Origin of the sequence: Pleomorphomonas diazotrophica, assembly GCF_002844595.1 — a bacterium.
GTDB classification, from domain to species: Bacteria; Pseudomonadota; Alphaproteobacteria; order Rhizobiales; family Pleomorphomonadaceae; genus Pleomorphomonas; species Pleomorphomonas diazotrophica.
Genome location: NZ_PJNW01000009.1, coordinates 85,979 through 109,959, shown reverse-complemented (window position 1 = coordinate 109,959; position 23,981 = coordinate 85,979). Strand labels below are relative to the sequence as shown.

Below are 23,981 nucleotides of genomic sequence, written 5' to 3'. Positions count from 1 at the left end.
AGATGTCAGCGTAGCGGGAAGGCAGCCGCACCGTCGCGACCGGTCTGGGCGCGGTGGCGCAGCTTGTGGTCGGCGAGCACCAGAGCCATCATCGCCTCGCCCACTGGCACGGCGCGAATGCCGACGCAGGGGTCGTGACGGCCGCGCGTCATGACATCCACGTCCTCGCCGGACGCCGATACCGAGCGACGGTCGGTCAGGATCGACGAGGTGGGCTTGACGGCAAAACGCGCCACCACAGGCTGGCCGGTGGAGATGCCACCGAGGATGCCGCCGGCGTGGTTCGACGTGTGCAGGATGGCGCCGTCGTTTCCCATGCGCATCTCGTCGGCGTTCTCCTCGCCGGTGAGTTCGGCGGCGGCAAAGCCCTCGCCGATCTCGACGCCCTTCACCGCGTTGATCGACATCAGCGCCGAGGCGAGATCCTGATCGAGCTTGCCGTAGATCGGCGCGCCCCAGCCGGCCGGCACGCCCTCGGCCACCAGTTCGATCACCGCGCCAACCGACGAGCCGGCCTTGCGCACCCGGTCGAGATAGGCCTCGAAGCGCGGCACGGCCTCGCGGTCCGGGCAGAAGAAGGGATTGTCGTCGACGGCGCTCCAGTCCCAGTTGGTGCGATCGATCTTTTCCTTGCCGATCTGGACCAGGGCGCCGCGAATGGTCACGCCCTCGATGACCTTGCGGGCGACAGCGCCGGCGGCGACGCGCGCCGCCGTCTCGCGCGCCGACGAGCGGCCGCCGCCGCGATAATCACGGACGCCGTATTTGAGATCATAGGCGACGTCGGCGTGACCGGGCCGGTACTTGTCGCGAATATCGCCGTAATCCTTGGACCGCTGGTCGGTGTTGCGGATGAGGAGCGAGATCGGCGTCCCGGTGGTCACCGGGCCGCCGGTGCGGTCGTCCTCGAACACGCCGGAAAGGATCTCGACAAGGTCGTCCTCGCGCCGCTGCGTCACAAAACGCGACTGGCCGGGCTTGCGCCGATCAAGAAAGGTCTGGATGAACTCGGCCGTCAGCGGCAGCCCCGGCGGGCAGCCATCGACGACGACGCCGAGGGCCGGGCCGTGGCTCTCGCCCCAGGTAGTGATGCGGAAGAGATGCCCGAAGCTGTTGTGCGACATCGAGTTGTCCGGATTGATAAGCGGCGGCGGCCGCGACAGTCTGGGATTTCTCTTATGGGGCGCCGACGCCGACGTCAAATGGCCGTGACCTAGCCAATCTGCCGTATCATGGTTTGCCCGTTGATTCGTTCCCTTAGACCAGATTCATGCCACGCATCGCCTCCCCCCCTCCCGATCTTCTGACCGGCCTCATCGAGGAGGCTTGCGACCGCCGCATGGAACAGGATTTCGCGCGCCGCTGGGGCGGCCCCGTCGCCGGGGTGGACGAGGTCGGGCGAGGCCCGCTGGCTGGCCCGGTGGTCACCGCTGCGGTCATTCTCACCGACGCGCCACTGCCCGACGGGCTCACCGATTCCAAGCAGCTCCGAGCGGATGTGCGCGAGAGGATGTATGAGGCGATCTGCCGCGATCATATCGTCGCCGTCGCCTCGGCATCGGCGGCCCGCATCGATGCCATGAACATTCTCGCCGCCAATCTCTGGGCGATGGACCGGGCGGTGCGGTCGCTGGCCGAGCAGCCGGTGGGCGTGCTGGTCGACGGGCGGGACGTGCCCGCCGCGCTGACCGCCGCCGGTTATCGCGGCGCGGCCATCGTCAAGGGCGATGCTCGATGCGCCGCCATTGCCGCGGCCTCGATCGTCGCCAAGGTGATGCGCGACCGCATGATGGCGCTCCATGCGGCCGAGTTTCCCGGCTATGGCTTCGAGACCAACGTCGGCTATGGTTCGGCCCAGCACCTCAAGGCGCTGAGCGAACTCGGGCCGACGCCGATCCACCGGCGCAGCTTCCGGCCGGTTCGCGACTGCATCGAATCGCGGCTGGCCGGTGGGCAGTCATGAAAAAGGGGCCGTGAAGGCCCCTCATTCCGGTCGATCTCGGTGGCAACGGCTCAGCTGAACCGGGCCTTCACTTCGTCGACGCCCTTGGAGATCAGGTCGGCGGCGACGTCGCCCTGAACCTTTTCGGCCAGCAGGCGCTTGGAGGCGGCAATGGCCATGTCGATGGCAACGGCCCGCACTTCGGCGACGGCCGCAGCCTCGGCATGGGCGATCTTGGCCTCGACGGTGCGCGTGCGCTGCTCGATCAGCTCCTTGAGCGCCACCTCGGCATCGGCCGTCATGCGCTTGGCCTCGGCCTCGGCATGCGCGATGATCTCAGCGGCATCCTGCTCGGCGACTATGCGCTTCTGCTGATACTCGGCGAGGAGGGCTTCCGCCTCCTTGCGCAGGCGCTGCGCCGCGTCGAGTTCGGCGGTGACCTCTTCTGCCCGCTTGTCGAGCATGCGGCCAACCATGCCGAACACGCCAAAATAGGCGATCACGACAAAGAACAGGACGAGACCGACAAAGGCCCAGGTTGTGTTGTCGAACATCGGGCCTCTCCTCAGTGCTTGCCGACCGACACGGCGGCGACGGCTGCAGCGGCTTCGTCACGCCCGACCTTGCCGACCAGCGCCTCGACGACGGCTTCGGTCGTCTCGGTGGCGATCGTCGACACATGCTCGAGCGCAATTCTCTTGACGTCGGCGATGTGCTTCTCGGTGTCGGCCAGCTTGCCCGCGAGTTGCGCCTCGGCGGCATGGCGCCGGGCGTCGATTTCGTGAGCGACCTTACTGCGCGTCTCGTGGGCGATGGCGTTGGCCTTGTTGCGGGCGGCAGCCAGCGACGCCTCATAGGAGACGATGGCAGCGTCCGTCTCCGCCTTGGCCTTCTCGGCCTCGACGAGATCGCCGGCAATCTTGGCGGCGCGCGCCTCAAGAATGCCGCCAATCTGCGGAATGACCTTCTTGGCCATCAGAAGGTAGAGCGCGATGAAGACGATGGCCAGCCAGAACAGCTGCGAGGGGAAGGTCGAGGGATCGAACGGCGGAAAGGTTCCGCCATGCTCGCCGCCCTCGTGCGCCACCGTGGTACCGGCGGCCTCCGTCGGCGCGTGGCCGTCCTCCGCCGGAACGACCGGCGACTCTTGTGCGTTGGCTTGGCTGATGAACCAGCTCATCGACGCTCAGGCTCCATGGATAATGATGACCAAGCGGCGCCCCGAGGCAGAATCCACCTCGTGAGGCGCCGGCTCATCACGGCCGGCCGGAGACCGGCCGGCGGCATGCGGCGGGCCCGAAGGCCCGCTTCTGCTCTTCGATCAGACGGCGAACAGCAGCAGCAGGGCGATCAGCAGCGAGAAGATGCCGAGCGCTTCCGTCACGGCGAAGCCGAGGATGAGGCGACCGAACTGGCCGTCGGCGGCCGAGGGATTGCGGACGGCACTCGACAGGTAGTTGCCGAAAATGCTGCCGAGGCCGATGGCGGCACCGGCGATGCCGATGGTCGAAAGGCCAGCGCCGATGAACTTCGCGGCTTCAGCTTCCATTGTAACGCTCCTTGAGAAACAAAGACCTGAGATGGTTTTCGATGGGTGAACTTCGTCGATCCGGCCTCAGTGCCCCGGATGCAGGGCGTCGTTGAGGTACATGCAGGTGAGGATCGTGAAGACGTAGGCCTGGAGGAAAGCCACCAGGAATTCGAGGGCGGTCAGCGCCACGACCATGACCAACGGCAGCAGCGCTCCGAGGAAGCCGAAGGCGCCGAGGCTGGTCAGCGTCACCACGAAGCCCGCGAACACCTTGAGGGTGATGTGACCGGCCAGCATGTTGGCGAAGAGACGAACGGCGAGGCTCAGCGGCCGCGACAGGAAGGAAATGATCTCGATCAGCGTGACCAGCGGCACGATCGCCGCCGGGACGCCCGAGGGCACGAACAGCTTCAGGAAATGGGTGCCGTTCTTGTAGAAGCCGTAGATGGTCACCGTGAAGATGACGAGCAGCGCCAGCGCGGCCGTGACGATGATGTGCGAGGTAACCGTGAAGAAATAGGGCACCATGCCGAAGATGTTGGCCGTCAGCACGAACATGAACAGCGAGAACACCAAGGGCATGAAGCGCATGCCGCCTTCGCCGGCTGCGGTCCTCAGCGTGTTGGCGACGAACTCATAGGACAGCTCGGCCACCGTCTGCGCCCGGCCCGGCACCACGGCGCGGGACGAACTGCCCCACAGCAGCACCAGCGCGATGGCAGCCAGCGTCAGGACCATGAACAGCGAGGAGTTGGTGAAGGAGACGTCGTAGCCGTCGATGTTGATGTCCACCAGCTTCTGGATGCCGAACTGATGGATGGGATCGGTTCTTACGTCAGCCACCTTGAGGAGCTCCCTCGCTCGATCTCGCCCGTACTACGGCTCCGGGCCAGCCCGCCCAGCCGTTCAAACTCAGTTTCCGCCGTCCTTGTTCCGGTCCGGCGACTTCTTCGCCCCGGAAACAAACGGGTCCTTTGCCACGCCGGCCGCACGCATCACGTTCAGCGTACCGGCGGCAAAGCCCAGCAGCAGGAACACGATCATGCCCCAAGGACTGGTTCCGAACAGCCGATCGATCGTGTAGCCAATCACGACGCCAACGATCACACCTGCCACGAACTCCGACCCGACCTTCATCGCCTGCCCAAAACCGGACAGCCCGGACGACTGCGAAACGCCGCCTTCCGGTTCGGACGGAACCCGCCGCGCTTCGGCCAGCTTCTCCCCCAACGCCTTCAGGCGGGGATCGCTACCGGCTTCGTCTGGCCGCTCATCATCCTGACCCATAGACGGCATCCTTGAGAACGCAGTCGCCAAGGCCCTGCAAGATCGGGGTATTCCCTGATTTGGCCGGCACCATAGTGTTCACACGGATGCCTGTCAAGATTGGCCGAGGCCCATTCATTTCATTGATTTATATGCCATTTTCGGCAATGAGACCATAGGCTTTCACAGACTACGACCTTAGTCGAGGCGGGCGTAATCGATTAAGGTGCCAACGCCTCGCAACATGTCATCGAAAGCCGGCGCTGCCTCAACTCGCCTCGCGGAAGGATTCGGCGGTTTCGAGGTCGACCGAGACCAGTTGCGACACGCCGCGCTCGGCCATGGTGACGCCGAACAGCCGGTTCATGCGCGCCATGGTGATCGGGTTGTGGGTGATGACCACGAAACGGGTTTCGGTGGAACGGGCCATCTCTTCCAGAAGGTCGCAATAGCGCTCGACGTTGGCGTCATCGAGCGGCGCGTCCACCTCGTCGAGCACGCAGATCGGCGCGGGGTTGGTGAGGAAGACGGCGAAGATCAGCGCCATGGCCGTCAGCGCCTGCTCGCCGCCGGAGAGCAGCGTCATGGTCTGTGGCTTCTTGCCCGGCGGGCGGGCAAGGATCTCAAGGCCGGCCTCCAGCGGGTCTTCGGCGTCGACGAGTTGCAGTTCGGCCGTGCCGCCGCCGAACAGATGGACGAACAAGCGCTGGAAATGGGCGTTGACGATGCCGAAGGCGTTGAGCAGGCGCTCGCGGGCCTCGCGGTTCAGGTTCTGGATGCCTTGGCGCAGCCGGCGGATCGCTTCGATCAGATCCTCACGCTCGTTGACCAGCGTATCCAGCCGTTCTTCCAGTTCGGCCTGTTCGGCCTCGGCCTGCAGATTGACGCCGCCGAGCTTGTCGCGCTCGACCTTCAGCCGTTCGAGGCGGACCTCCACGCCGGCAAGATCGGGGAGCGGCGCCGCCTCGTCGATCTCGGCGAGCTGGCGCAGGGCGTAGAGCGGCGCGTCGAAGCGGTCACGGATCTCGCCGGCATATTCCTCCAGCCGCTGCTTGGCGGCGGCAAGCCGCTCCTCGGCGCGCACCCGCCCTTCGCGAATGGTGGATAGGCGCGCCAGCGCCTCGGCGGCAGCGCGATCGGCCTCACCGGCCTGCGTCTCGCCCTCGCGAAGGCGATCGGATGCCTCGGTGCTGGCGGCCTCGGCCGCCGCGATCGCCCGCATCAGCCCCCGGCGGGCCTCGACGATTTCGTCGGGGCGGTCGATCAGCTCGGCCCGCTCGTCTTCGACCTGGGCGAGGCGGGCGTCCAACTCTTCGAGATGGGCCGCCGCATGACGCACGCGATCGCCCCAGCCGGCCCGCTCACGCTCGATCGCCTCCATGCGGCGTTTGCGCAGCTCGCCTTCGCGGCGGATCATGTCGACGGCGGCCCGCGCTTCCGAGAAGCGGGCGCGGGTATCGGCCGCTTCGTTCCGGAGGTTCTGGACGCGAGCCGTCAGCTCGGAGGCGTCGGGAAGTCCGGCCTGCCGTTCCTCGGCCTCGGCCTTGCGGGCGGCGAGGTCCTCCGCATCGGAAGCAAGGCGCTCGCGTTGCGCACCGGCAGCAGCGCGGCGTGCGACGGTTTCGGCTAGCGCTCGCTCGGCCACGAGCAGTTGGTCACGGGCGACGGACGCGGCACGCTCGGCGGCCTTGACCGCTTCACGGGCGGCGCGCTCCTCGGCCTCGGCTTCACGCAGCCGCGCCTCGGCGCCGTCGAGCACCTGACGACGAGCGGCGCACAACTCTCCCGCCGTTTCGCGCAACGCGTCGATCTCGGCAAGCCGATTGCGGGCGGCGAGCCGGCGGGCGGCGACGGTCGGCGCATCGGCGGCAGCGGAGTAGCCGTCCCAGCGCCAGAGCGCGCCTTCGAGCGTCACCAGCATCTGCCCCGCGGCGAGCAGCGGCTGCAGCCGCGCCGCATCCTCGGCCTTGACGACACCGATCTGGCGAAGGCGGCGGGCAATGAGATCCGGGCCCTCGACGAACTTGGCAAGCGACGGCACGCCGTCGGGAAGCGTCGGGTCGGCGCCGCCGTCGCCGGGCATCGTCCAATGGGCCGGGGCGCGATCGTCGATTGGCGCCTCGATGTCTTCGCCGAGGGCGGCAGCCAGTGCCGTCTCGAAGCCCTTCTGCGGCGTCAGACGATCGACCAGCGGCGGGAACAGTTGGCCGTGCTCGATGTCCAGCATCTTCGCCAGCGTGCGCGCCTCAGTGTCGAGCTTCTGGAGTTCGCGTTCCGCTTCGGCAAGCGGTCCCGTGGCCGCGAGGCGCTCCTCCTCGGCGGCACGGCGGCCAGCCTCGGCGTCGACGGCAGCCGTCTCGGCCTCGAACACCGAGGCAGTGGCCAGTTCGATCTCCTCGCGCGCCGAGGCAATGGCGTCGTCGGCATCGAGCCGCTCGTCCAGCTCGGCCAACTCGGCGTCGGCAGCCTCCAGATCACGGAGGAGACGGTCGAGGCGCAGGCCGGCCTCGCGGATTTCACGTTCGAGCGCCCCCTTCAGCGCGGCCGCTTCGGCCTCGGCTGAAGTGGCGGCGGAGAGTTCGGCGTCGATGTCGGCAAGTCGCGCTGCGATGTCGGAGGCCAGAGCCTCCGCCTCGGCCCGCCGCTCCTCCTCGCCGAGTTCCTCACCGGCCAGCGTTTCCGCCTCGTCGGCGAGGGCGGCCAGACGTTCGTCGTTTTCGGCCACCAGTGCCGCCTCGCGAGCGCGGTCGCGGGCGATCTCCTCGGCGCGGCGGGTGAGCTCGGCCAACCGTTCGCGGGCGCGCCGTTCCTCGGCTTCCGACTCGGCAAGTGCGATCCGGAGGCGCTGCAAGGCCGCCGCCGTCTCCACGGCCCGGTCGCGCAGGCCGGGCAACTCGTGGGCGATGATCGCCTGCCGGCGAACGGCCTCGGTCTGGGCGGCCTGGGCGTCGGCGACGGCGCCGAAGCTGTCCGTCATCTGCGCCTCGGCGTCCTCGACCTGGGTCATCAGGTCGCTCACGCGCAGGAAGGCGACGATGGCTTCGGCCTTGCGGATGTCGGCCGAAAGATTGCGATAACGCGCGGCCTGCCTTGCCTGCTTGCGCAACCCCTCGAGCCGCGCCTCGATCTCCCGCAGCACGTCTTCCATGCGCGTGAGATTGGTCTCGGCGCCCTTGAGGCGCAACTCGGCGTCGTGCCGACGGGAATGCAGGCCGGAGATGCCGGCCGCTTCCTCGAGGATGGTGCGGCGCTGTGTCGGCTTGGCGGCGATCAGCTCGCCGATCTGTCCCTGCCGCACCATGGCCGGCGAGCGGGCGCCGGTGGAGGCGTCGGCGAACAGCAGTTGCACGTCACGGGCGCGCACGTCCTTGCCGTTGATGCGATAGGAGGAACCGGCCTGACGCTCAATGCGTCGGGTCACCTCCAGGAGGTCGGCCTCATTGAAGGCGGGCGGCGCGGTGCGCTGGTCGTTCCGCAGCACCAGCGTCACTTCGGCGGCGTTGCGGGCCGGCCGCTTGCCCGAGCCCGAGAAAATGACGTCGTCCATGCCGGAGGCACGCATCGCCTTGTAGGAGCTTTCGCCCATCACCCAGCGCATGGCCTCGACAAGGTTGGACTTGCCGCAGCCGTTCGGTCCAACCACGCCGGTCAGGCCGGGTTCGATGACGAACTCGGAGAAATCAACGAAGGACTTGAAGCCCTGTATCTTCAGCCGCTCGAACTGCATTGGCGATCCGCTTCGGCAGCACCCTAGTCATAGAGTGTGACCGTACCATGGACCACCATATCATGAAGGCCGCGACGCCACCCCGGCAAGAGGCGGGCGTCGCGGCCCTGTTGATATCCGGCGGTTATCACCAGTTGAGAATCAGAGCAGCGGATCGATCTTGGCCGACATCTCCTCGACCGACATGAAGCCAACTTCCCGCTTGCCATTGATGAAGAAGGTCGGCGTTCCCGTAATGCCGAACTCGTCGCCGCCGCGCGTGCGCGTCGCGTTGAGATCCTCGAGCAGCTTCTGATCGGTCAGCGTCGCCTCGAAGGTGGCGGGCGAGTAACCGAACTGCTTGGAGACATTGCGCAGCCCGGACAGCGGATCGTCGACGAAGGCCCATTCGCGCTGGGTCTTGAAGAGGTAGGACACCACCTCGAAATACTTGCCGCCCGGCGCGTTGCGCGCCAGCATGAAGCCGGCCGCCGCCAGCGGATCCAGCGGGAACTCGCGGATCACGAAGTAGACCTTGCCGGTATCGATATACTTGGTCTTGATCTCGTCGAAGGTCTTGTTGTGGAAGTCGGCGCAGTGGCTGCAGGTCATCGACATATATTCGACGATCTTCACCTTGGCGTCGGGATTACCGAGCGCCATGTCGGGCAGCGCGCCGGGCTTCATCAGCTCGGCCTCGTCGACGGTGGCCGCCGGTTCCTGGGCCAAGGCCAGTCCGGGGAAGGAGGCCACGGCGGCAAACCCGGCCGCGGCGATTGCTGTGGTCATGAGGAAGCGGCGGCGAGTCAACATGTCGTTCCCTTTCGGATAACCGGCCCTACCGGGTCCGTCATTGGCGGCAAATTATGGCAAGGCCGCGTCATTTGAAAGTGTGGGCGATTTTTCGTTCTACCGGCGACCGCGACTGTCGCCGCTGACCGCCCGGCCCAGGCGCTCCACTGCCGCCTTCAGGCCGTCATCGGCAATGCCGGCGGCCAGCGTCCGCACCTTGGTCTCTGCCTCAGGAGAAAGCTGCGCCAGCCGTGGCCGGGGGCGCGGTCCGACCTTGACCGGCGGCAATTGCAGCGGCTTCAGACGGCCGACGAGGCGATAGCCGAAGAAGGTGTTGATGCGCTCGATCAGTTGAGGCGCCTCCAGCGTCAGGCGCATGGCGGCCGCACCAGAGCAGCGCACGGTCAGAACAGCCGGTTCGTGCTCCTCCTCGTCGATCAGCCCTTTCGGTCGACGCGGCCAAGTAAGCTGGTCGGGTGCCGTCGTTTCGGCATAGGCGGGACCGACGATATCCGGCCAATGGGCGACGAGGTCGAGCGTGGCAAAGCCGCGCTTGCGGCAGGCGGCGCTGAGCGGCACGGCGATGATGTCAGCGAGCGGCCGCACCCCCTTGTAGACGAAAGCCGGTTTTTTGACGCGCGCCATCTGCTATGGAACCTCCTGCGTTCCGTTCTCAAGTCAGGTTATCCCATATGCCGGCGCCGTCCGCCACCGCCCTTCTCGACTGGTACGACGTCCATGCCCGCCGGCTGCCGTGGCGGGTGTCCCCGGAGGATCGAAAGCTCGGCATATTGCCCGATCCCTATCGGATCTGGCTATCCGAGGTGATGTTGCAGCAGACGACGGTCGCCGCCGTCAAAGGCTATTTTCTCGACTTTCTGGAGCGTTGGCCGAGCTTGCCGGCGCTCGCCGCCGCGCCGCGCGACGAGGTGATGGCCGCCTGGGCGGGTCTTGGCTACTATTCGCGCGCCCGCAACCTCAAGGCCTGCGCCGAGGCGGTGGCGCGCCACCATGACGGTCGCTTTCCGGATACGCTGGAGGGCCTCGCCGCCCTGCCCGGCATCGGTCCCTATACGGCGGCGGCGATCGCCGCCATCGCCTTCGACGTGCCGGCCGCCGTGGTCGACGGCAACGTCGAGCGGGTGGTGGCGCGCCTCTTCGCGCTGGAGACGCCACTGCCCGACGTCAAGCCGGAGATCCGCCGCCTGACGGCGACGCTGACACCGCAGAAACGCCCGGGCGATTTCGCGCAGGCGATGATGGATCTCGGCGCCACCATCTGCACGCCGAAGCGGCCGGCCTGCGCCCTCTGTCCGTGGTCGGAGTCCTGTCTCGCCCGCCAACGCGGCGACGCCGAAACCCTGCCGCGCCGCAAGGCCAAGGCCGAACGGCCGACGCGTTACGGCATCTCTTTCGTTGCCCGCCGGCATGACGGGGCAATCCTGGTGCGCCGCCGCCCCGACAAGGGGTTGCTCGGCGGCATGCTGGAGGTGCCCGGCAGCGACTGGCGGGAAGGGGCGGCGCCCGAGGTTGCCGCGCCCTTCCAGGCCGGCTGGAAAAGCGTCGGCGAGATCGAGCACACCTTCACCCACTTTCACCTGATTCTTTCGGTCAAGGCGGCCGACGTTGGCGACCGGCCGCCGCCCGACGACTGCTTCTGGCTCGACGCTGCCGCGGTGGCGGGCGAGGCTTTGCCGACCGTCATGCGCAAGGTGGTCGAGGCCGCGACGGGCCGGTCGGCACGAAGAACGCGACGCTCCCTCTAGAAATCGCCATAAATCAATCTATGATTGAATTGTTGCAATTAGTTACGACCATCGTCGTATCGTGGGTTACTTGGTGGTTAACGAGGAAGGTGCGATAATCCCTGGCATTGGGGCGTGGCCCGACAGTCATTTGGTCGGCCAGCGGCGGGTTGGGCTAACCCGGCGCAGACGGTCGAGCGACAGGGATTTTAACGCTAGGCCAACTCCGCATGCCGAACGGCACGGGTTTGAAAAACGAACGCCGAGTAAAGAAATGGCTCTCCGATCGGTTCGGAGAGCCTTCTTTTATGTCGGTAATGTCAGTTCGTCAGGCGCCGGCTGCGGCCAGTTCGCTGCGGACGCGGCCGCGCAACTCGTCAATCAGCACCAGCGCACCCTGTTTCTCGACGTGCCAGTAGGTCCATCCGTTGCAGGCTTCGAGCCCCTGCACCGATGCCCCCACCTTGTGGATCGAGCCGGTGACAATGCCGGCGGCGATGGATCCATCGGCCCGCACCGTGGCGACATGCCGGCGACGGGCATCGCAGAGCCGGTCGCCCGGACGGATCAGGCCGGCTTCGATCAACGAGCCGAAGGGAACACGGGGTTCGGCACGCTTCGGCATGACAACCGCGAGGCCATCGTCGGGCGCGCGCTCGACCGAGGCGATCCGTTCCCTGGCATAATCGGCATAGGTGCTGTCCCGTTCGACACCGACGAAATGCCGACCGAGCCGTTTGGCAACGGCCGCCGAGGTTCCGGTGCCGAGGAACGGGTCGAGCACGACGTCGCCGGGCTTCGATGAGGAGGTCAGCACGCGCCAGAGCAGCGCCTCCGGCTTCTGCGTCGGGTGCACCTTGTCGCCATCGGCCGTCTTCAGCCGCTCGCCGCCGGTGCAGATCGGCAGCAGCCAGTCCGAGCGCATCTGGAGATCGTCGTTGAAGGCCTTCATGGCCTCGTAATTGAAGGTGATGCCCTTGGCCTCCCGGTCGCGCGACGCCCAGATCAGGGTCTCGTGCGCGTTGGTGAAACGCTTGCCCTTGAAGTTGGGCATCGGGTTGGCCTTGCGCCAGATGATGTCGTTGAGGACCCAGAAGCCGAGATCCTGCATGATCGAACCAACGCGGAAGATGTTGTGATAGGAGCCGATCACCCAGATGGTGCCGGTCGGCTTCAGCACCCGACGGCAGGCGAGCAGCCAGGCGCGCGTGAAGGCGTCATAGGCCTCGAAGCTGTCGAAACGGTCCCAGTCGTCGTCGACGGCATCGACCTTCGACTGGTCGGGGCGGGTGAGATCGCCGCCGAGCTGCAGGTTGTAGGGCGGATCAGCAAAAATCAGATCGACGGAGGCCTTCGGCAGGCGCTCCAGAGCGGCGACGCAATCGCCGACGATGACGCTGTCGAGCCAGTCGGGCGCCGAAGACGCGGCAGGGGAGTGGAGAGAAACCTCGGACGACGACGCGGCCGCCCGCTGACGCAGTACACTCATGGCTCTCCCACTCCGACGCAAAACAAACAGGAGGGGGTCTTCACGCCCCTGCCGGAAACCAATCTCCTCCCGGCAGGGTAAATTCGGAGTTAAACGACGAGAGCCGTCATTGATTAATTATTTCAATGGTTTGTTAACCATGAAAGCGAGGCGGGGCGAAGGCGCCGACCAGCCTCATTCCCGCCAGAGAAAATCGCGCTTGCCCAAGGGCATGCCGAGATGGCGCAGGATGTCGTAGGCGGTGGTCACATGAAAATAGAAGTTGGGAAATGCGTAGCCCTGAAGGTAATCGATCGCCCTGAGCTCCATGGTTTCCTGGCGGAGCTTCAGCGTGACCATCGCCTCCTCCCGTCCGTCGACGGCTGCGGCCGGCACCGATGCAACGAAAGCGAGTGTCTTGTCGATGCGGGCGTAGAGATCGGCAAAGGTCTGCTCGGTGTCGGGGAAGGAGGGGATATCGAGCCCACCCAGGCGCGCCATCGCCCCCTTGGCGTGATCGGTGGCGATCTGCACCTGGCGCTTCAGCTCGAACATGTCCGGAGCGAGCCGGGCACCCAGCACCTCGTCCTCGGAAAGGCCGCGCGCTGATGCTTCGGCTTCACCGATCTTCAGAAGATGAACCAGCGATTTGAGACGGGCCGTGAAGACGGGCGCCGAGATGGCGTGAAGCGTGATGGTCATGGATTCCTCTTGCCTGCGGGAGGCTTCCAGGCTCCCTCCCTGCACCGCATGGTCATAGCGAGCGCACACAACCCGAGCCAGTCAACTCTCGGAGAGGGGTTAGCTCCGCCGGCCGGTGAGGCCGGCGACCAGGCGGACCGGCAGGCGGACGGCGAGCAACAGGGTGGCCAGCGCGCCGAGGGCGCCACCGCTGCTGATCGTGTCGCCCTGGCTGTCGGCGATTACCCGGACCGCCGGCGCCCTCAGGCGGACGAGACGGCGACGCCCGATACGGCGGACGAGATCGGCGCCGGCCAGGCCGTCGCGCCGGCCGAAGCCGCCGAGTTCGCGGAAATAGCTGCGAGAAATAATCAGGCCTTGATCGGGGTGCGTCACGCCGGCGCAGCGGCCGAACAGGCGCTGCAGGTAGTGCTTGAGACTGCCACCGAGCGTATCGTCGTCGGAGGCAAGACGGAAGACGGCTGCGAAACGGCTGTCGCCATGCCGGAGACGGCGCTCGGCCGCCGCCTGGAAATCGCTCTCCCAGCCGGGATCGAGCAACACGCCGGGGCGCAGGAACATCAGGAACTCGCCGCGCTGGGCGGCAGCCGCCCCGATGGCACAGCGCGCCCAGGCGCCGCCGGCTCCGGAAATCAGGTCGCAACCCGTTCCCTCGGCGACGAGGCGCGTTTGGTCGTCCGAGCCTCCGTCGACCACCACCACCTCGCGCACCGTGCCGTCGGCGGCGCCGGTGACCAGCGTCGAGAGCGTGCGAACGAGGGCTTCCTCGCTGTTTTGGGTCGGTATGACGACTGAGATCATACTTTCGTTCTAGCGGGTTTTCCTAGGAAGCGCGAGCCCGTCCTAACGCGGACGGACAATCGCTCCTACATGCATTCCAGAAGAGGACAGCACGAGAATGTTCTTGACCTGTTCTCATTCCAGCATAAGATCAAACCATGAACATCGCATATCGCCCCCCCCCAGAGCACCCGCCGATCAGGTTGAATCAACCTGATCGAAAAGCGGCTGCTCCAGCAAATGAATCTGGAGCATTCGCTCGGCGACCAGATGCTTCGATCTGGTCGGCGAATGCTCTAGAGCCTACTCCGGCATCGCAGATCGCCGACACGGCAGTCATGGCCGGGCGCCGGCGCGGCCGGGGTGCCGGTATCAATCCTTCGGGCCGGTTCGAAGCCTATGCTCGAACCGTCTTCGACGACGGCTGGAGCGACAGCGACGAGCTGCCGCCCTTCAAGACCACGGTGCAGGTCGAGCCGGCGCGGACGATCATCACCCGCAACGACAGCCCGGACATCGCCTTCGATCGCTCGCTCAACCCCTATCGAGGTTGTGAGCACGGTTGCGTCTACTGCTATGCCCGGCCGAACCATGCCTATCTCGGCCTGTCGCCGGGCCTCGACTTCGAGAGCCAGCTCTACGCCAAGACCAACGCCGCCGAGGTGCTGGAGCGCCAGCTTGGCGCGCCATCCTACCAGCCGAAGGTGATCGCCATCGGCACGGCTACCGACGCCTACCAGCCGATCGAGAAGGAGCAGAAGATCACCCGGCGCGTGCTGGAAGTTCTTGCGAAGACGCAGCATCCGGCGCTGATCATCACCAAGTCGGCGCTGGTCCTGCGCGATCTCGACATTCTCAAGCCGATGGCTGAACAAGGGCTCGTCAAGGTGGCGATCTCGATCACCACCCTCGATCGCCGCCTGGCGCGGGCGATGGAGCCGCGCGCTTCCAGCCCGCAGCGGCGCCTCGAGGCGATCCAGAAGCTCACCGAGGCCGGCATTCCGGTGGGCGTCATGATGGCGCCGGTCATTCCGGCGGTCACCGACAGCGAGATCGAGCGCATCCTCGAGGCCGCCCACACCTTCGGCGCCCGTGAGGCCGGCTACGTGCTGCTGCGCCTGCCGCTCGAAGTGTCGGAGATCTTCCGGGAGTTCCTGCTGCGGGAGATGCCCGACCGCTATCGGCACGTCATGAACGTGTTGAAGTCGATGCGCGGCGGCAAGGACTATGACGCCGAATGGGGCAAGCGCATGCGCGGCACCGGTCCCTACGCCTGGCAGATCGGCCGGAGGTTCGAGCTGGCCGCCAAGCGGCTCGGCCTCAACAAGCATCGGGTGAAGCTCGACACGGAGAAGTTCCTGAAGCCCGGCAACGGCGGCGTCCAGCTCAGCCTGTTCTGAAAGACCGCCTCCCCCTTGACGCTCACCCTCGCCACCGACACTTCTGAAGCCTGATGGAAGATGAAGGGGAGAGCGGTGATGGGACTGTTCGGCGGAAGCAGGAAAGTCGACTGGAAAGACCTCAAGGCGCCGGAGCTCGACGACTTCGAGGCAATGGCGGCCGAAGCCTATGCCGCCCTTCCCGCCGACTTCCGGGCGATGACCGGCGAGATCGAGATCCGCGTTTCCGACTTTCCCGACGAGGATGTCGTCAAGGAGATGGAGCTCGAAAGCGATTTCGACATCCTGGGCCTGTTCTCCGGCATAGGCGTCGCCCATGATGCGTCCGTGCCCGAGACGGGCCGTCTGCCCAACCGCGTCTGGCTCTACCGCCGCCCCATCCTCGACTATTGGGCCGAGCATGAGGAAACGCTGGGTGACATCGTCACCCATGTTCTGGTCCACGAGATCGGCCATCATTTCGGCCTCAGTGACGACGACATGTATGGCATCGAGGACCGCGAACCGTGACCGATACCGGCACTCTCCGCATCCTCGAACCGTCACCGGGCGTCTTCGCCTATTACGACGGACGCATCCCCGGTGCCCGGCTGCACTCGGCCGCCGAAAACTGGCTCGACGACGGCGCCTATAGCCTCGGCATCGCCTCCTATGCGGTGGTTGGCGGCAACGAGGCGATCGTCTTCGACAGCCACATCTCGCTCGATCATGCCCGCGCCGTCCGGCGTCATCTCGAGGAGCGCGGCGTCAGCCGATTCACGCTGGTGCTCAGCCACTGGCACGACGACCACGTTGCCGGCAATGCCGTGTTCGCCGATGGGCCGATCGTCGCCCACCGCCTGACGCGCGCAGCGCTGGCCGCCAATCGCGGCAAGCTCGAAGGCGGCGATCCGCCGATCCGGCCGCTGGTCATGCCGACCGAGGTCTTCGACGACGGGCTGACGCTCACCGTCGGCGGTCGCAGTATCGAGGCCATGCATTTCACCATTCACAGCGCCGACGGCGTCGTGCTGCGGCTGCCCAACGCCGGCCTGCTGCTCGCCGGCGATGTCGTCGAGGATACGGTCACCTATGTTTCCGAGGCGGCGGAAACGCCGAAACACATCGCCGAGCTGGGGCGGCTCGCCGCCCTGCCCGTCCGGCGCATCCTGCCGGCCCATGGCGATCCCGACCGCATTGCCGCGGGCGGCTACGATGCCGGCATCGTTACCGCCAACCGGGACTATCTCCGGCGGCTTCTGGCTGGCGAAGGGCGCGACGGCACGCCCCTGTCCGCCTTCGTCGCAGCTGATGTCGAGGCCGGCCGCATCGGCTACTTCGAACCATACGAGGCGGTGCACCGGGCCAACCTCAAGGCGCTCGCGGCGGTTGGGCTCTGAGGCCCTACCGCCGTGACTGTCGCTTGCTCAGCCCTTGAAGGCGGCGGCGTTCTCCTTCACCCAGTCGGCAACCCGACGCGCCGGGTGGCCGGTCAGCGTCCTGACATCGTCGGTGATGACGGCCGTCCAGCCCTCGCGTACCGGATAGAAGATCGAGGCAAGGAAGCGGGCGTAGACCTCGGGGACACCGGCGCCGACGAGATTGCCGACGAAGGTATCATCGTCGACCGCGTGGTAGGCGACCGGCTTGCCGGCAGCCTCGGAAATCAAGGCGGCGGCCTCGGCATAACCGATGGCTTCCGGACCGGTGAGATTGAACGCCTTGTTGTCGAAGCGGTCGGTGGTCAGGGCGGCAGCAGCGCTATCGGCGATGTCGCGCACGTCGATGAAGCTGGACTTGCCGTCGGCGGCCGGCAGCGCGATGACGCCCGCCGCGTCGATGCCGGGCTTCCAGTAGTTGATGAAGTTGTCGGTGAACCAATTGGGGCGCAGCACCACCCAGCGCACGCCGGACTTTTCGAGGGCGAGCTCAGCCTGACGGTAGGGAATGGTGTCGTCGGCATCGGCGCCGAGAACCGACAGCAGGACCACCTTGACGCCTCGGGTCGCCGCTGCCTCGATGACCGGCAGCAGCAGCGCCTTGGCCTCCGTGTAGCCGCCCGGCAGCATGACGAAAGCGCGATCGACGCCCTCGAAGGCATGGGGGAAGGTCATGGGGTCGGCCACGTCGAAGGCGACGCCTTCGGCCCCGTCCACCGGCTTGCCGTTGCGTGACGCCGCCTTGATGGCCTCACCGCGGGCCATCAGCGCCTGGACGAGCGGACGCCCGACGTTGCCGGTGGCGCCGAGAATCAGAATCTTGCCTGCCATATCGAAACTCCCTAGTATCTTCCGGAAACCACGTTTCGATTCGGAACATAGTCAATCCTGGAAACCCACGGAAGAAGGCAGTTTCCAGTGACCAGGTTTCCCGAGGGAAACCGCCTGGAGAACACCGATGACTCTCGCCTACGACGTCTTCGACGATCGCTGTCCCACGCGCATGGTACTCGATCGGTTGGCCGATAAATGGGCGCTTTTAGTGCTCGACCGGCTGCAGGGCGGCCCGGTGCGCTTCAACCAGCTTCGGCGCGACATCCGCGGGCTGTCGCAGAAGGTGCTGTCGCAGACGCTGAAGCGGTTGGAACGCGACGGCCTCATAGAACGCAGCGTCCGCCCAACCGTTCCGGTCAGCGTCGATTATGCGCTGACCCCACTCGGACGCACGCTGACCGAGACGGTGGCCGCCTTCGCCCACTGGGCTGAGCGCAACATGGCCGCGGTTCTCTCCGCCCAGGCCGCCTATGACGCAGCCCTGACTGGCTGACGCGCTGGCGGCAGGCATCGGCAATCTCACGCTTTTTTGCCCATCCGGTCCGTGCTATCGCCGGACAGCGGTCGATTGTCGGGAGATTCAGATGCGCGCCATGTTCTACGAGTTGTTCGGCCAGCGGCCGGAGATCCGCACCCTGCCCGATCCCACTCCGGAGCCGCACGGTCTGGTGCTGAAGGTGGAGGCGTCCGGCATCTGCCGCTCCGACTGGCACGGCTGGATGGGCCACGATCCCGACATCGCCCTGCCGCATGTCCCCGGCCACGAGTTCGCCGGCCGCGTCGTTGCCGTCGGCCGCGACGTTCGCCGCTTCCGGATCGGCGATCGCGTCACCATGCCCTTCGTCGCCGGCTGCGGCGGCTGCCCGGAATGCGGCTCGGGCAACCAGCAGGTCTGCCGCAACCAGACGCAGCCCGGCTTCACCCATTGGGGATCGTTCGCCGAATATGTCGGCGTCCATAATGCCGACGACAACGTGGTAGTGCTGCCCGACGACATCGACTTTCCGACGGCGGCCAGCCTCGGCTGCCGCTTCGCCACCTCGTTCCGGGCGGTGGTCGACCAGGGCCGGGTGCGCGGCGGCGAGTGGGTGGCCGTGCACGGCTGCGGCGGCGTCGGCCTTTCGGCCATCATGATCGCCGCGGCGATGGGCGCCAACGTGATCGCCGTTGATATCGCCGACGACAAGCTGGCCTTTGCCAAGACGATCGGCGCGGCAGCGGTGATCAACGGCAAGACGACACCGGACGTTGCCGGCGCCATCCGCGACCTGACCGGCGGCGGCGCGCATCTTTCCATCGACGCGCTTGGCCACCGGGTGACGGCGCGCAACTCCATCCTCGGGCTCAAGCGGCGCGGTCGTCACGTGCAGGTGGGCCTGATGCTGGGCGATGACGTGGAGGCACCGATCCCCATGGCCCGCATCATCGGCTGGGAACTCGAGGTCTACGGCAGCCACGGCATGCAGGCCTGGCGCTATGACGACATGCTCGCGATGATCGCCGCCGGCAAGCTTGAACCGCAGAAACTGGTCAACCGCCACGTCGGGCTCGACGAGGCGGTTGACTTGCTTATCGGAATGGACCGGTCTCAGGAGACCGGCATCAACGTCATCACCCGCTTTGAGTGATGGCTATTTCGCGGTGAAGAACGCCGGGTGGAAGGCGATGGGACGCCAGACCGGCGGTTCCCTGAAGGCCATTGCCTGCACGTAGGGGTCGGGCACGCCCTCGCAGGCAAGCCCTGTTCGGGCAGCAAAGCCCAGGCGGCCGTAATAGGCCGGATCGCCGACCAGGACGACGCCGGCCGCTTCCGTTTCAGCGAGGCGTTCCAGGCCGGCCCGGACAAGCGCCGAACCGATCCCGCTACGCTGCCGGGCCGGCGCAACGGATAGCGGCCCCAGGCCGAACCAGCGGCCGGGCATATCCGTCTCGACGGGCGAAAAGCCGACGTGGCCGACGATTTCCTCAGACGCAGGGTCAACGGCGACAAGCGACAAACCCAATGCGCCGGCGGCGCGAAGGTCGCGAACGATCGCCGCCTCGGTACCGCTGGCGTGAGCGGCCGTCAGGAAGGCGGCAGCGGTGAGTTCGCCGATGGCGGCACGATCGGCCGCCGCTTCAATGCGGATCAAAAAGCTCATTTCTTCTTTTCCGAAAGCAGGACAACACGGCGCGATGCCGCAAGGGCAACCAGGCGCCAGCGATGCGTCGGAACGAGCCGAACCCGGACCAAGACGTCCGGGCGCGGCTCAACCCGCAGTGTCCGATCGGAAAAGAAGGGGAGACTTCACCCGTGATCCTCAGAACGGAATGTCGTCGTCGAGGTCGGACGAGAAGTTGGAGGCCGGAGCGCCGCCGCCCTGGCCACGGCCACCGCCGCCGGACCGGGCCGGAGCACGGTCCATCGGACCGGAGGAGCCGTAATCCGAACCGGCGTCACCGCCGAAGTCGCCCTCGCCGCGACCGCCGCCTTCGCCACGGCTGTCGAGAATGGTCAGCTCGCCACGGAAACGCTGGAGCACGACCTCAGTGGTATAGCGCTCCTGGCCGGACTGATCGGTCCACTTGCGCGTCTGAAGCTGGCCCTCGATGTAGACCTTGGAGCCCTTCTTCAGATACTGCTCGGCGACCTTGGCGAGGTTCTCGTTGAAGATCACCACCGAGTGCCACTCGGTGCGCTCCTTGCGCTCACCGCTCTGGCGGTCGCGCCAGTTTTCAGACGTGGCGATGCGCAGGTTGACCACGGCATCGCCCGATCCCATCCGCCGCACCTCGGGGTCACGCCCGAGATTGCCGATCAGGATGACCTTGTTGACGCTGCCTGCCATGGCTATCTTCCTTCAAACTCGCTACCCTCGGCCCGATGTCGACGCGTCGGACCGGCCGGGGCTTCGCCCGGCAATATGGCAGCACGTTAACGCCGGCACCGACCCTGCGATACCCCGGGCCCGGCGGCCCTGCATCCTTTTCCACAGTGAGAAAAGGGCTGGCGCCGATCACGTGTTCCTGATACGTTCTAGACGTTTCGCAAGGATGCCGCAACCGAATTTCGAGGCTTCCGCGTTTCTTCATTGGATCCGGCGGCATGGCTGCAGCGCGTGCCGGCGCCTTGCAGGTCTCCGGCCGATCCTGACAGGATGCGACAGCAGACCCGGACTAGCTTGGCGAGCCCTCCGGCCGCCCGGTTCACGAGCTTTGGGCAAGACATTTCCCGCTTCCCGCCCTTCCGGGAACCGCGACAAGGACGACGACTGACATGCCGAACAAGCCGACCAGCATTTTCGATCAGGCCCGGCGCTCCCTCTCGGTGCGCGGCGCGCGCGAGCACAATCTCAAGAACATCGACGTCGACCTGCCGCGCGACAGCCTGATCGTCATGACCGGCCTCTCCGGCTCGGGCAAATCGTCGCTCGCCTTCGACACGATCTATGCCGAGGGACAGCGCCGCTATGTCGAGAGTCTCTCGGCCTACGCCCGGCAGTTCCTCGACATGATGCAGAAGCCGGACGTCGACCAGATCGACGGCCTGTCGCCCGCCATCTCCATCGAGCAGAAGACCACCTCGCGCAACCCGCGCTCGACGGTGGGCACCGTCACCGAAATCTACGACTACATGCGCCTGTTGTTCGCGCGCGTCGGCATTCCCTATTCGCCGGCCACCGGCCTGCCGATCGAGAGCCAGACCATCAGCCAGATGGTCGACCGGACGCTGGAACTGCCCGAGGGCACCCGCCTGTATCTGCTGGCGCCGATGATCCGCGGCCGCAAGGGCGAGTATCGCAAGGAGTTCGCCGACCTTCAGAAGAAGGGCTTCCAGCGCGTCAAGGTCGACGGCAGCTTCTATCCGATCGAGGAAGTGCCGGCGCTCGACAAGAAGATCAAGCACGACATCGATATCGTCGTCGACCGTATCGTGGTCAAGGCGGACCTCGCCTCCCGCCTCGCCGACAGCTTCCAGACGGCGCTCGGGCTTGCCGACGGTATCGCCGTGCTGGAGTTCGCCAACTTGGAGGACGGCGAGAGCGAGCCGCGCCGCATCACCTTCTCGGAGAAGTTCGCCTGCCCGGTCAGCGGCTTCACCATTCCCGAGATCGAGCCGCGCCTCTTCTCCTTCAACAATCCGTTCGGCGCCTGCCCCAAGTGCGACGGCCTCGGCACCGAGCTGAAGTTCGAGGCCGACCTCGTGGTGCCGGACGATAGCCTCAGCTTGCGCGGCGGCTGCATTCTGCCCTGGGCGAAGACCGGCGCCTCCTCGCCCTATTACGCGCAGACGCTCGAGGCGATCTGCCGTCACTTCAAGGCGTCGATGACGACGCCCTGGAAGGACCTGCCGCAGAAGGTGCGCGACGTCATTCTGCTGGGGTCTGACGGCGAGGAAATCGCCTTCACCTATGACGACGGCCTCCGGACCTACACCACCAAGAAGCCGTTCGAGGGTGTGGTCGGCAATATCGAGCGGCGCTGGAAGGAGACCGATTCCGACATGGTGCGCGAGGAGCTGGGCCGCTTCCAGTCGGACCATCCTTGCGAGACCTGCAACGGCTATCGCCTGAAGCCGGAAGCGCTGGCCGTGAAGATTGCCAGCCTGCACATCGGCCAGGTGACGCAGATGTCGATCCGCGAGGCAGGCACCTGGTTTTCCTCCCTGCCCGAGAAGCTGACCGCCAAGCAGAACGAGATCGCCGTCCGCATTCTCAAGGAAATCCGCGAGCGGCTGCGCTTCCTTAACAACGTCGGCCTCGAGTATCTGACGCTGTCGCGCTCGTCCGGCACGCTGTCGGGCGGCGAGAGCCAGCGCATTCGTCTGGCCAGCCAGATCGGCTCCGGCCTTACCGGCGTGCTCTACGTGCTCGACGAGCCGTCCATCGGCCTGCATCAGCGCGACAACGACAAGCTGATCGAGACTCTGAAGCACCTGCGCGACCTCGGCAACACGGTGATCGTGGTCGAACACGACGAGGACGCCATCCTCGCCGCCGACTATGTGCTGGACATCGGGCCGGGTGCCGGTGTGCATGGCGGCAAGATCGTCTCGGAAGGCACTCCGGCCGAGATCATGGCCGACCCGGCCAGCCTCACCGGCCAGTATCTCTCGGGTGCGCTCGCCATCCCCCTGCCGGACAAGCGCCGCAAGGCGCAGAAGAACAAGTACATCCGTGTCGTCGGCGCGCGCGCCAACAACCTCAAGGACGTTACCGCCGACATCCCCATCGGCCTGTTCACCTGCGTCACCGGCGTGTCGGGCGGCGGCAAGTCGACGCTGCTCATCGACACGCTGTTCAAGGCGGCGGCGCGGCGGCTCAATGGCGCCCGCGAGCAGGCGGCGGCGCATGACCGCATCGAAGGGCTGGAGCTGCTCGACAAGGTGATCGACATCGACCAGTCGCCGATCGGGCGCACGCCGCGCTCCAACCCGGCCACCTACACCGGCGCCTTCACGCCGATCCGCGATTGGTTCGCCGGTCTGCCGGAAGCCAAGGCGCGCGGCTATGGCCCCGGCCGCTTCTCCTTCAACGTCAAGGGCGGCCGCTGCGAGGCCTGCCAGGGCGACGGCGTCATCAAGATCGAGATGCATTTCCTGCCGGACGTCTACGTCACCTGCGACGTCTGCAAAGGCCACCGCTACAATCGCGAGACGCTGGAAGTCCACTTCAAGGGCAAGTCGATCGCCGACGTGCTCGACATGACGGTGGAAGAGGCCTGCGACTTCTTCCAGGCGGTGCCGGCCATCCGCGACAGGATGAACGCCTTGCGCGATGTCGGTCTCGGCTATGTCAAGGTCGGTCAGCAGGCGACGACCCTTTCGGGTGGCGAGGCGCAGCGCGTCAAGCTCGCCAAGGAGCTGTCGCGCCGGGCGACCGGCCGCACGCTCTACATCCTCGACGAGCCGACCACCGGCCTTCACTTCCACGACGTGGCCAAGCTTCTCGAAATGCTGCACGAGCTGGTCGAGCAGGGCAACACGGTGGTCATCATCGAGCATAATCTCGAGGTGATCAAAACCGCCGACTGGGTGGTCGACCTCGGCCCCGAAGGGGGTGACGGCGGCGGCCGCATCGTCGCGGCCGGCACGCCGGAAGAGGTGATGAAGGTGGATGCGAGCTATACGGGCCGCTATCTGCGCGACCTGCTCGACCGCCGCCCACAACGCCGCAACGCGGCGGAGTGAGCGGCATGGCGAATCCGTTCCGTCGGCCGGCCATCGGCTCGCCGGCGGAACTTGGGGCGCTTAAGGTAATCGCGCCGCTGCGGGCGAGATTCCGCAAGAGAGTCAGGAACTTCTGTTAATATATTGATTTATAACGCATTTTATAGACCTCGCGCATCGATTCAAGCGGCTAGATCCTCACATTCAGATTCAGGATGAAGCGCTTCAGGTGCCATGGTCGAACAGCCG

Annotated in this window: 23 protein-coding genes; 8 read left to right on the top strand and 15 right to left on the bottom strand. The window is 66.2% G+C overall.

All coding sequences use genetic code 11. The features are described 5' to 3' along the window. Nucleotides 1-5: 5 nt before the first annotated feature. A complete protein-coding gene (gene aroC, locus CXZ10_RS12070; RefSeq protein WP_101289597.1) occupies nt 6-1,124 on the bottom strand; it encodes a chorismate synthase in 1,119 nt (372 codons plus the stop codon). Between the two features lie 146 nt (nt 1,125-1,270). Here aroC and CXZ10_RS12065 point away from each other — a divergent pair, with 146 nt between their 5' ends. Then, a complete protein-coding gene (locus CXZ10_RS12065) occupies nt 1,271-1,963 on the top strand; it encodes a ribonuclease HII (RefSeq protein ID WP_101289596.1) in 693 nt (230 codons plus the stop codon). A gap of 50 nt (nt 1,964-2,013) precedes the next feature. Here the strand turns inward: CXZ10_RS12065 and CXZ10_RS12060 are convergent, their stop codons facing one another. The 8 genes from CXZ10_RS12060 to CXZ10_RS12025 all read right to left on the bottom strand — a co-directional run bounded on the left by CXZ10_RS12060 (nt 2,014) and on the right by CXZ10_RS12025 (nt 9,882). Further along, nucleotides 2,014-2,496 (bottom strand): F0F1 ATP synthase subunit B family protein, encoded by a 483-nt coding sequence (locus CXZ10_RS12060; RefSeq protein ID WP_101289594.1) that lies wholly within the window; start codon nt 2,494-2,496, stop codon nt 2,014-2,016. 11 nt (nt 2,497-2,507) lie between these two features. Continuing rightward, a complete protein-coding gene (locus CXZ10_RS12055) occupies nt 2,508-3,122 on the bottom strand; it encodes a F0F1 ATP synthase subunit B (protein ID WP_101289592.1) in 615 nt (204 codons plus the stop codon). Between the two features lie 141 nt (nt 3,123-3,263). Next, nucleotides 3,264-3,491 (bottom strand): F0F1 ATP synthase subunit C, encoded by a 228-nt coding sequence (locus CXZ10_RS12050; protein WP_101289590.1) that lies wholly within the window; start codon nt 3,489-3,491, stop codon nt 3,264-3,266. Between the two features lie 66 nt (nt 3,492-3,557). Then, nucleotides 3,558-4,316: a F0F1 ATP synthase subunit A gene (locus tag CXZ10_RS12045; RefSeq protein WP_101289588.1), complete on the bottom strand. Its 759-nt coding sequence runs from the start codon at nt 4,314-4,316 to the stop codon at nt 3,558-3,560. 69 nt (nt 4,317-4,385) lie between these two features. Continuing rightward, nucleotides 4,386-4,760 (bottom strand): AtpZ/AtpI family protein, encoded by a 375-nt coding sequence (locus CXZ10_RS12040; protein ID WP_180335971.1) that lies wholly within the window; start codon nt 4,758-4,760, stop codon nt 4,386-4,388. A 247-nt stretch (nt 4,761-5,007) separates the two neighbouring features. After that, complete coding sequence (locus CXZ10_RS12035) at nt 5,008-8,466, bottom strand: chromosome segregation SMC family protein (RefSeq protein WP_101289584.1); 3,459 nt, start codon at nt 8,464-8,466, stop codon at nt 5,008-5,010. Nucleotides 8,467-8,607: 141 nt separating this feature from the next. Continuing rightward, nucleotides 8,608-9,258 (bottom strand): DsbA family protein, encoded by a 651-nt coding sequence (locus tag CXZ10_RS12030; protein WP_101289582.1) that lies wholly within the window; start codon nt 9,256-9,258, stop codon nt 8,608-8,610. 96 nt (nt 9,259-9,354) lie between these two features. Continuing rightward, the gene (locus tag CXZ10_RS12025) at nt 9,355-9,882 is read right to left on the bottom strand and encodes a DUF721 domain-containing protein (protein WP_101289580.1); all 528 of its coding nucleotides are present in this window, start codon (nt 9,880-9,882) and stop codon (nt 9,355-9,357) included. A gap of 47 nt (nt 9,883-9,929) precedes the next feature. On the opposite strand from CXZ10_RS12025, the gene mutY reads away from it, so the two are divergent. Beyond that, entirely contained in the window at nt 9,930-11,003 is a 1,074-nt protein-coding gene (gene mutY / locus CXZ10_RS12020) for an A/G-specific adenine glycosylase (protein WP_180335970.1), read from the top strand. 307 nt (nt 11,004-11,310) lie between these two features. On the opposite strand, the gene CXZ10_RS12015 is transcribed toward mutY, so the two are convergent. The 3 genes from CXZ10_RS12015 to CXZ10_RS12005 form a co-directional block, all read right to left on the bottom strand. Beyond that, entirely contained in the window at nt 11,311-12,471 is a 1,161-nt protein-coding gene (locus CXZ10_RS12015) for a site-specific DNA-methyltransferase (RefSeq protein WP_101289576.1), read from the bottom strand. 174 nt (nt 12,472-12,645) lie between these two features. Beyond that, nucleotides 12,646-13,152 (bottom strand): DUF1993 domain-containing protein, encoded by a 507-nt coding sequence (locus CXZ10_RS12010; protein WP_101289574.1) that lies wholly within the window; start codon nt 13,150-13,152, stop codon nt 12,646-12,648. A gap of 99 nt (nt 13,153-13,251) precedes the next feature. Continuing rightward, the gene (locus CXZ10_RS12005) at nt 13,252-13,953 is read right to left on the bottom strand and encodes a glycosyltransferase (RefSeq protein ID WP_101289572.1); all 702 of its coding nucleotides are present in this window, start codon (nt 13,951-13,953) and stop codon (nt 13,252-13,254) included. Between the two features lie 317 nt (nt 13,954-14,270). On the opposite strand from CXZ10_RS12005, the gene CXZ10_RS12000 reads away from it, so the two are divergent. From CXZ10_RS12000 to CXZ10_RS11990, 3 genes are all read left to right on the top strand, one after another. After that, nucleotides 14,271-15,332 (top strand): PA0069 family radical SAM protein, encoded by a 1,062-nt coding sequence (locus tag CXZ10_RS12000; protein WP_210199913.1) that lies wholly within the window; start codon nt 14,271-14,273, stop codon nt 15,330-15,332. 78 nt (nt 15,333-15,410) lie between these two features. Continuing rightward, nucleotides 15,411-15,842 carry a metallopeptidase family protein gene (locus CXZ10_RS11995; RefSeq protein ID WP_101289568.1) on the top strand — a complete coding sequence of 144 codons (432 nt, stop codon included), beginning with the start codon at nt 15,411-15,413 and terminating at the stop codon, nt 15,840-15,842. Continuing rightward, a complete protein-coding gene (locus tag CXZ10_RS11990; protein ID WP_101289566.1) occupies nt 15,839-16,711 on the top strand; it encodes an MBL fold metallo-hydrolase in 873 nt (290 codons plus the stop codon). Before CXZ10_RS11995 ends, CXZ10_RS11990 begins: the two co-directional genes overlap by 4 nt. Nucleotides 16,712-16,738: 27 nt before the next feature. Here CXZ10_RS11990 and CXZ10_RS11985 read toward each other — a convergent pair whose 3' ends face one another. Next, nucleotides 16,739-17,581 (bottom strand): SDR family oxidoreductase, encoded by an 843-nt coding sequence (locus CXZ10_RS11985; protein ID WP_101289564.1) that lies wholly within the window; start codon nt 17,579-17,581, stop codon nt 16,739-16,741. Between the two features lie 127 nt (nt 17,582-17,708). Between CXZ10_RS11985 and CXZ10_RS11980 the strand changes: the two genes are divergently transcribed. Together CXZ10_RS11980 and CXZ10_RS11975 are read left to right on the top strand one after the other, a co-directional pair. Further along, on the top strand, nt 17,709-18,077 hold the full coding sequence (locus tag CXZ10_RS11980) for a winged helix-turn-helix transcriptional regulator (protein WP_101289562.1): 369 nt from the start codon (nt 17,709-17,711) through the stop codon (nt 18,075-18,077). Between the two features lie 91 nt (nt 18,078-18,168). Then, nucleotides 18,169-19,212 carry a zinc-dependent alcohol dehydrogenase family protein gene (locus tag CXZ10_RS11975; protein ID WP_101289560.1) on the top strand — a complete coding sequence of 348 codons (1,044 nt, stop codon included), beginning with the start codon at nt 18,169-18,171 and terminating at the stop codon, nt 19,210-19,212. Nucleotides 19,213-19,215: 3 nt separating this feature from the next. On the opposite strand, the gene CXZ10_RS11970 is transcribed toward CXZ10_RS11975, so the two are convergent. Beyond that, nucleotides 19,216-19,725, bottom strand: a complete 510-nt coding sequence (locus CXZ10_RS11970; protein ID WP_101289558.1) for a GNAT family N-acetyltransferase — start codon at nt 19,723-19,725, stop codon at nt 19,216-19,218. A 159-nt stretch (nt 19,726-19,884) separates the two neighbouring features. Beyond that, nucleotides 19,885-20,412, bottom strand: a complete 528-nt coding sequence (locus CXZ10_RS11965; protein WP_101289556.1) for a single-stranded DNA-binding protein — start codon at nt 20,410-20,412, stop codon at nt 19,885-19,887. Between the two features lie 428 nt (nt 20,413-20,840). Between CXZ10_RS11965 and uvrA the strand changes: the two genes are divergently transcribed. After that, on the top strand, nt 20,841-23,753 hold the full coding sequence (uvrA, locus tag CXZ10_RS11960; RefSeq protein ID WP_101289554.1) for an excinuclease ABC subunit UvrA: 2,913 nt from the start codon (nt 20,841-20,843) through the stop codon (nt 23,751-23,753). The last annotated feature ends 228 nt before the right edge of the window (nt 23,754-23,981 follow it).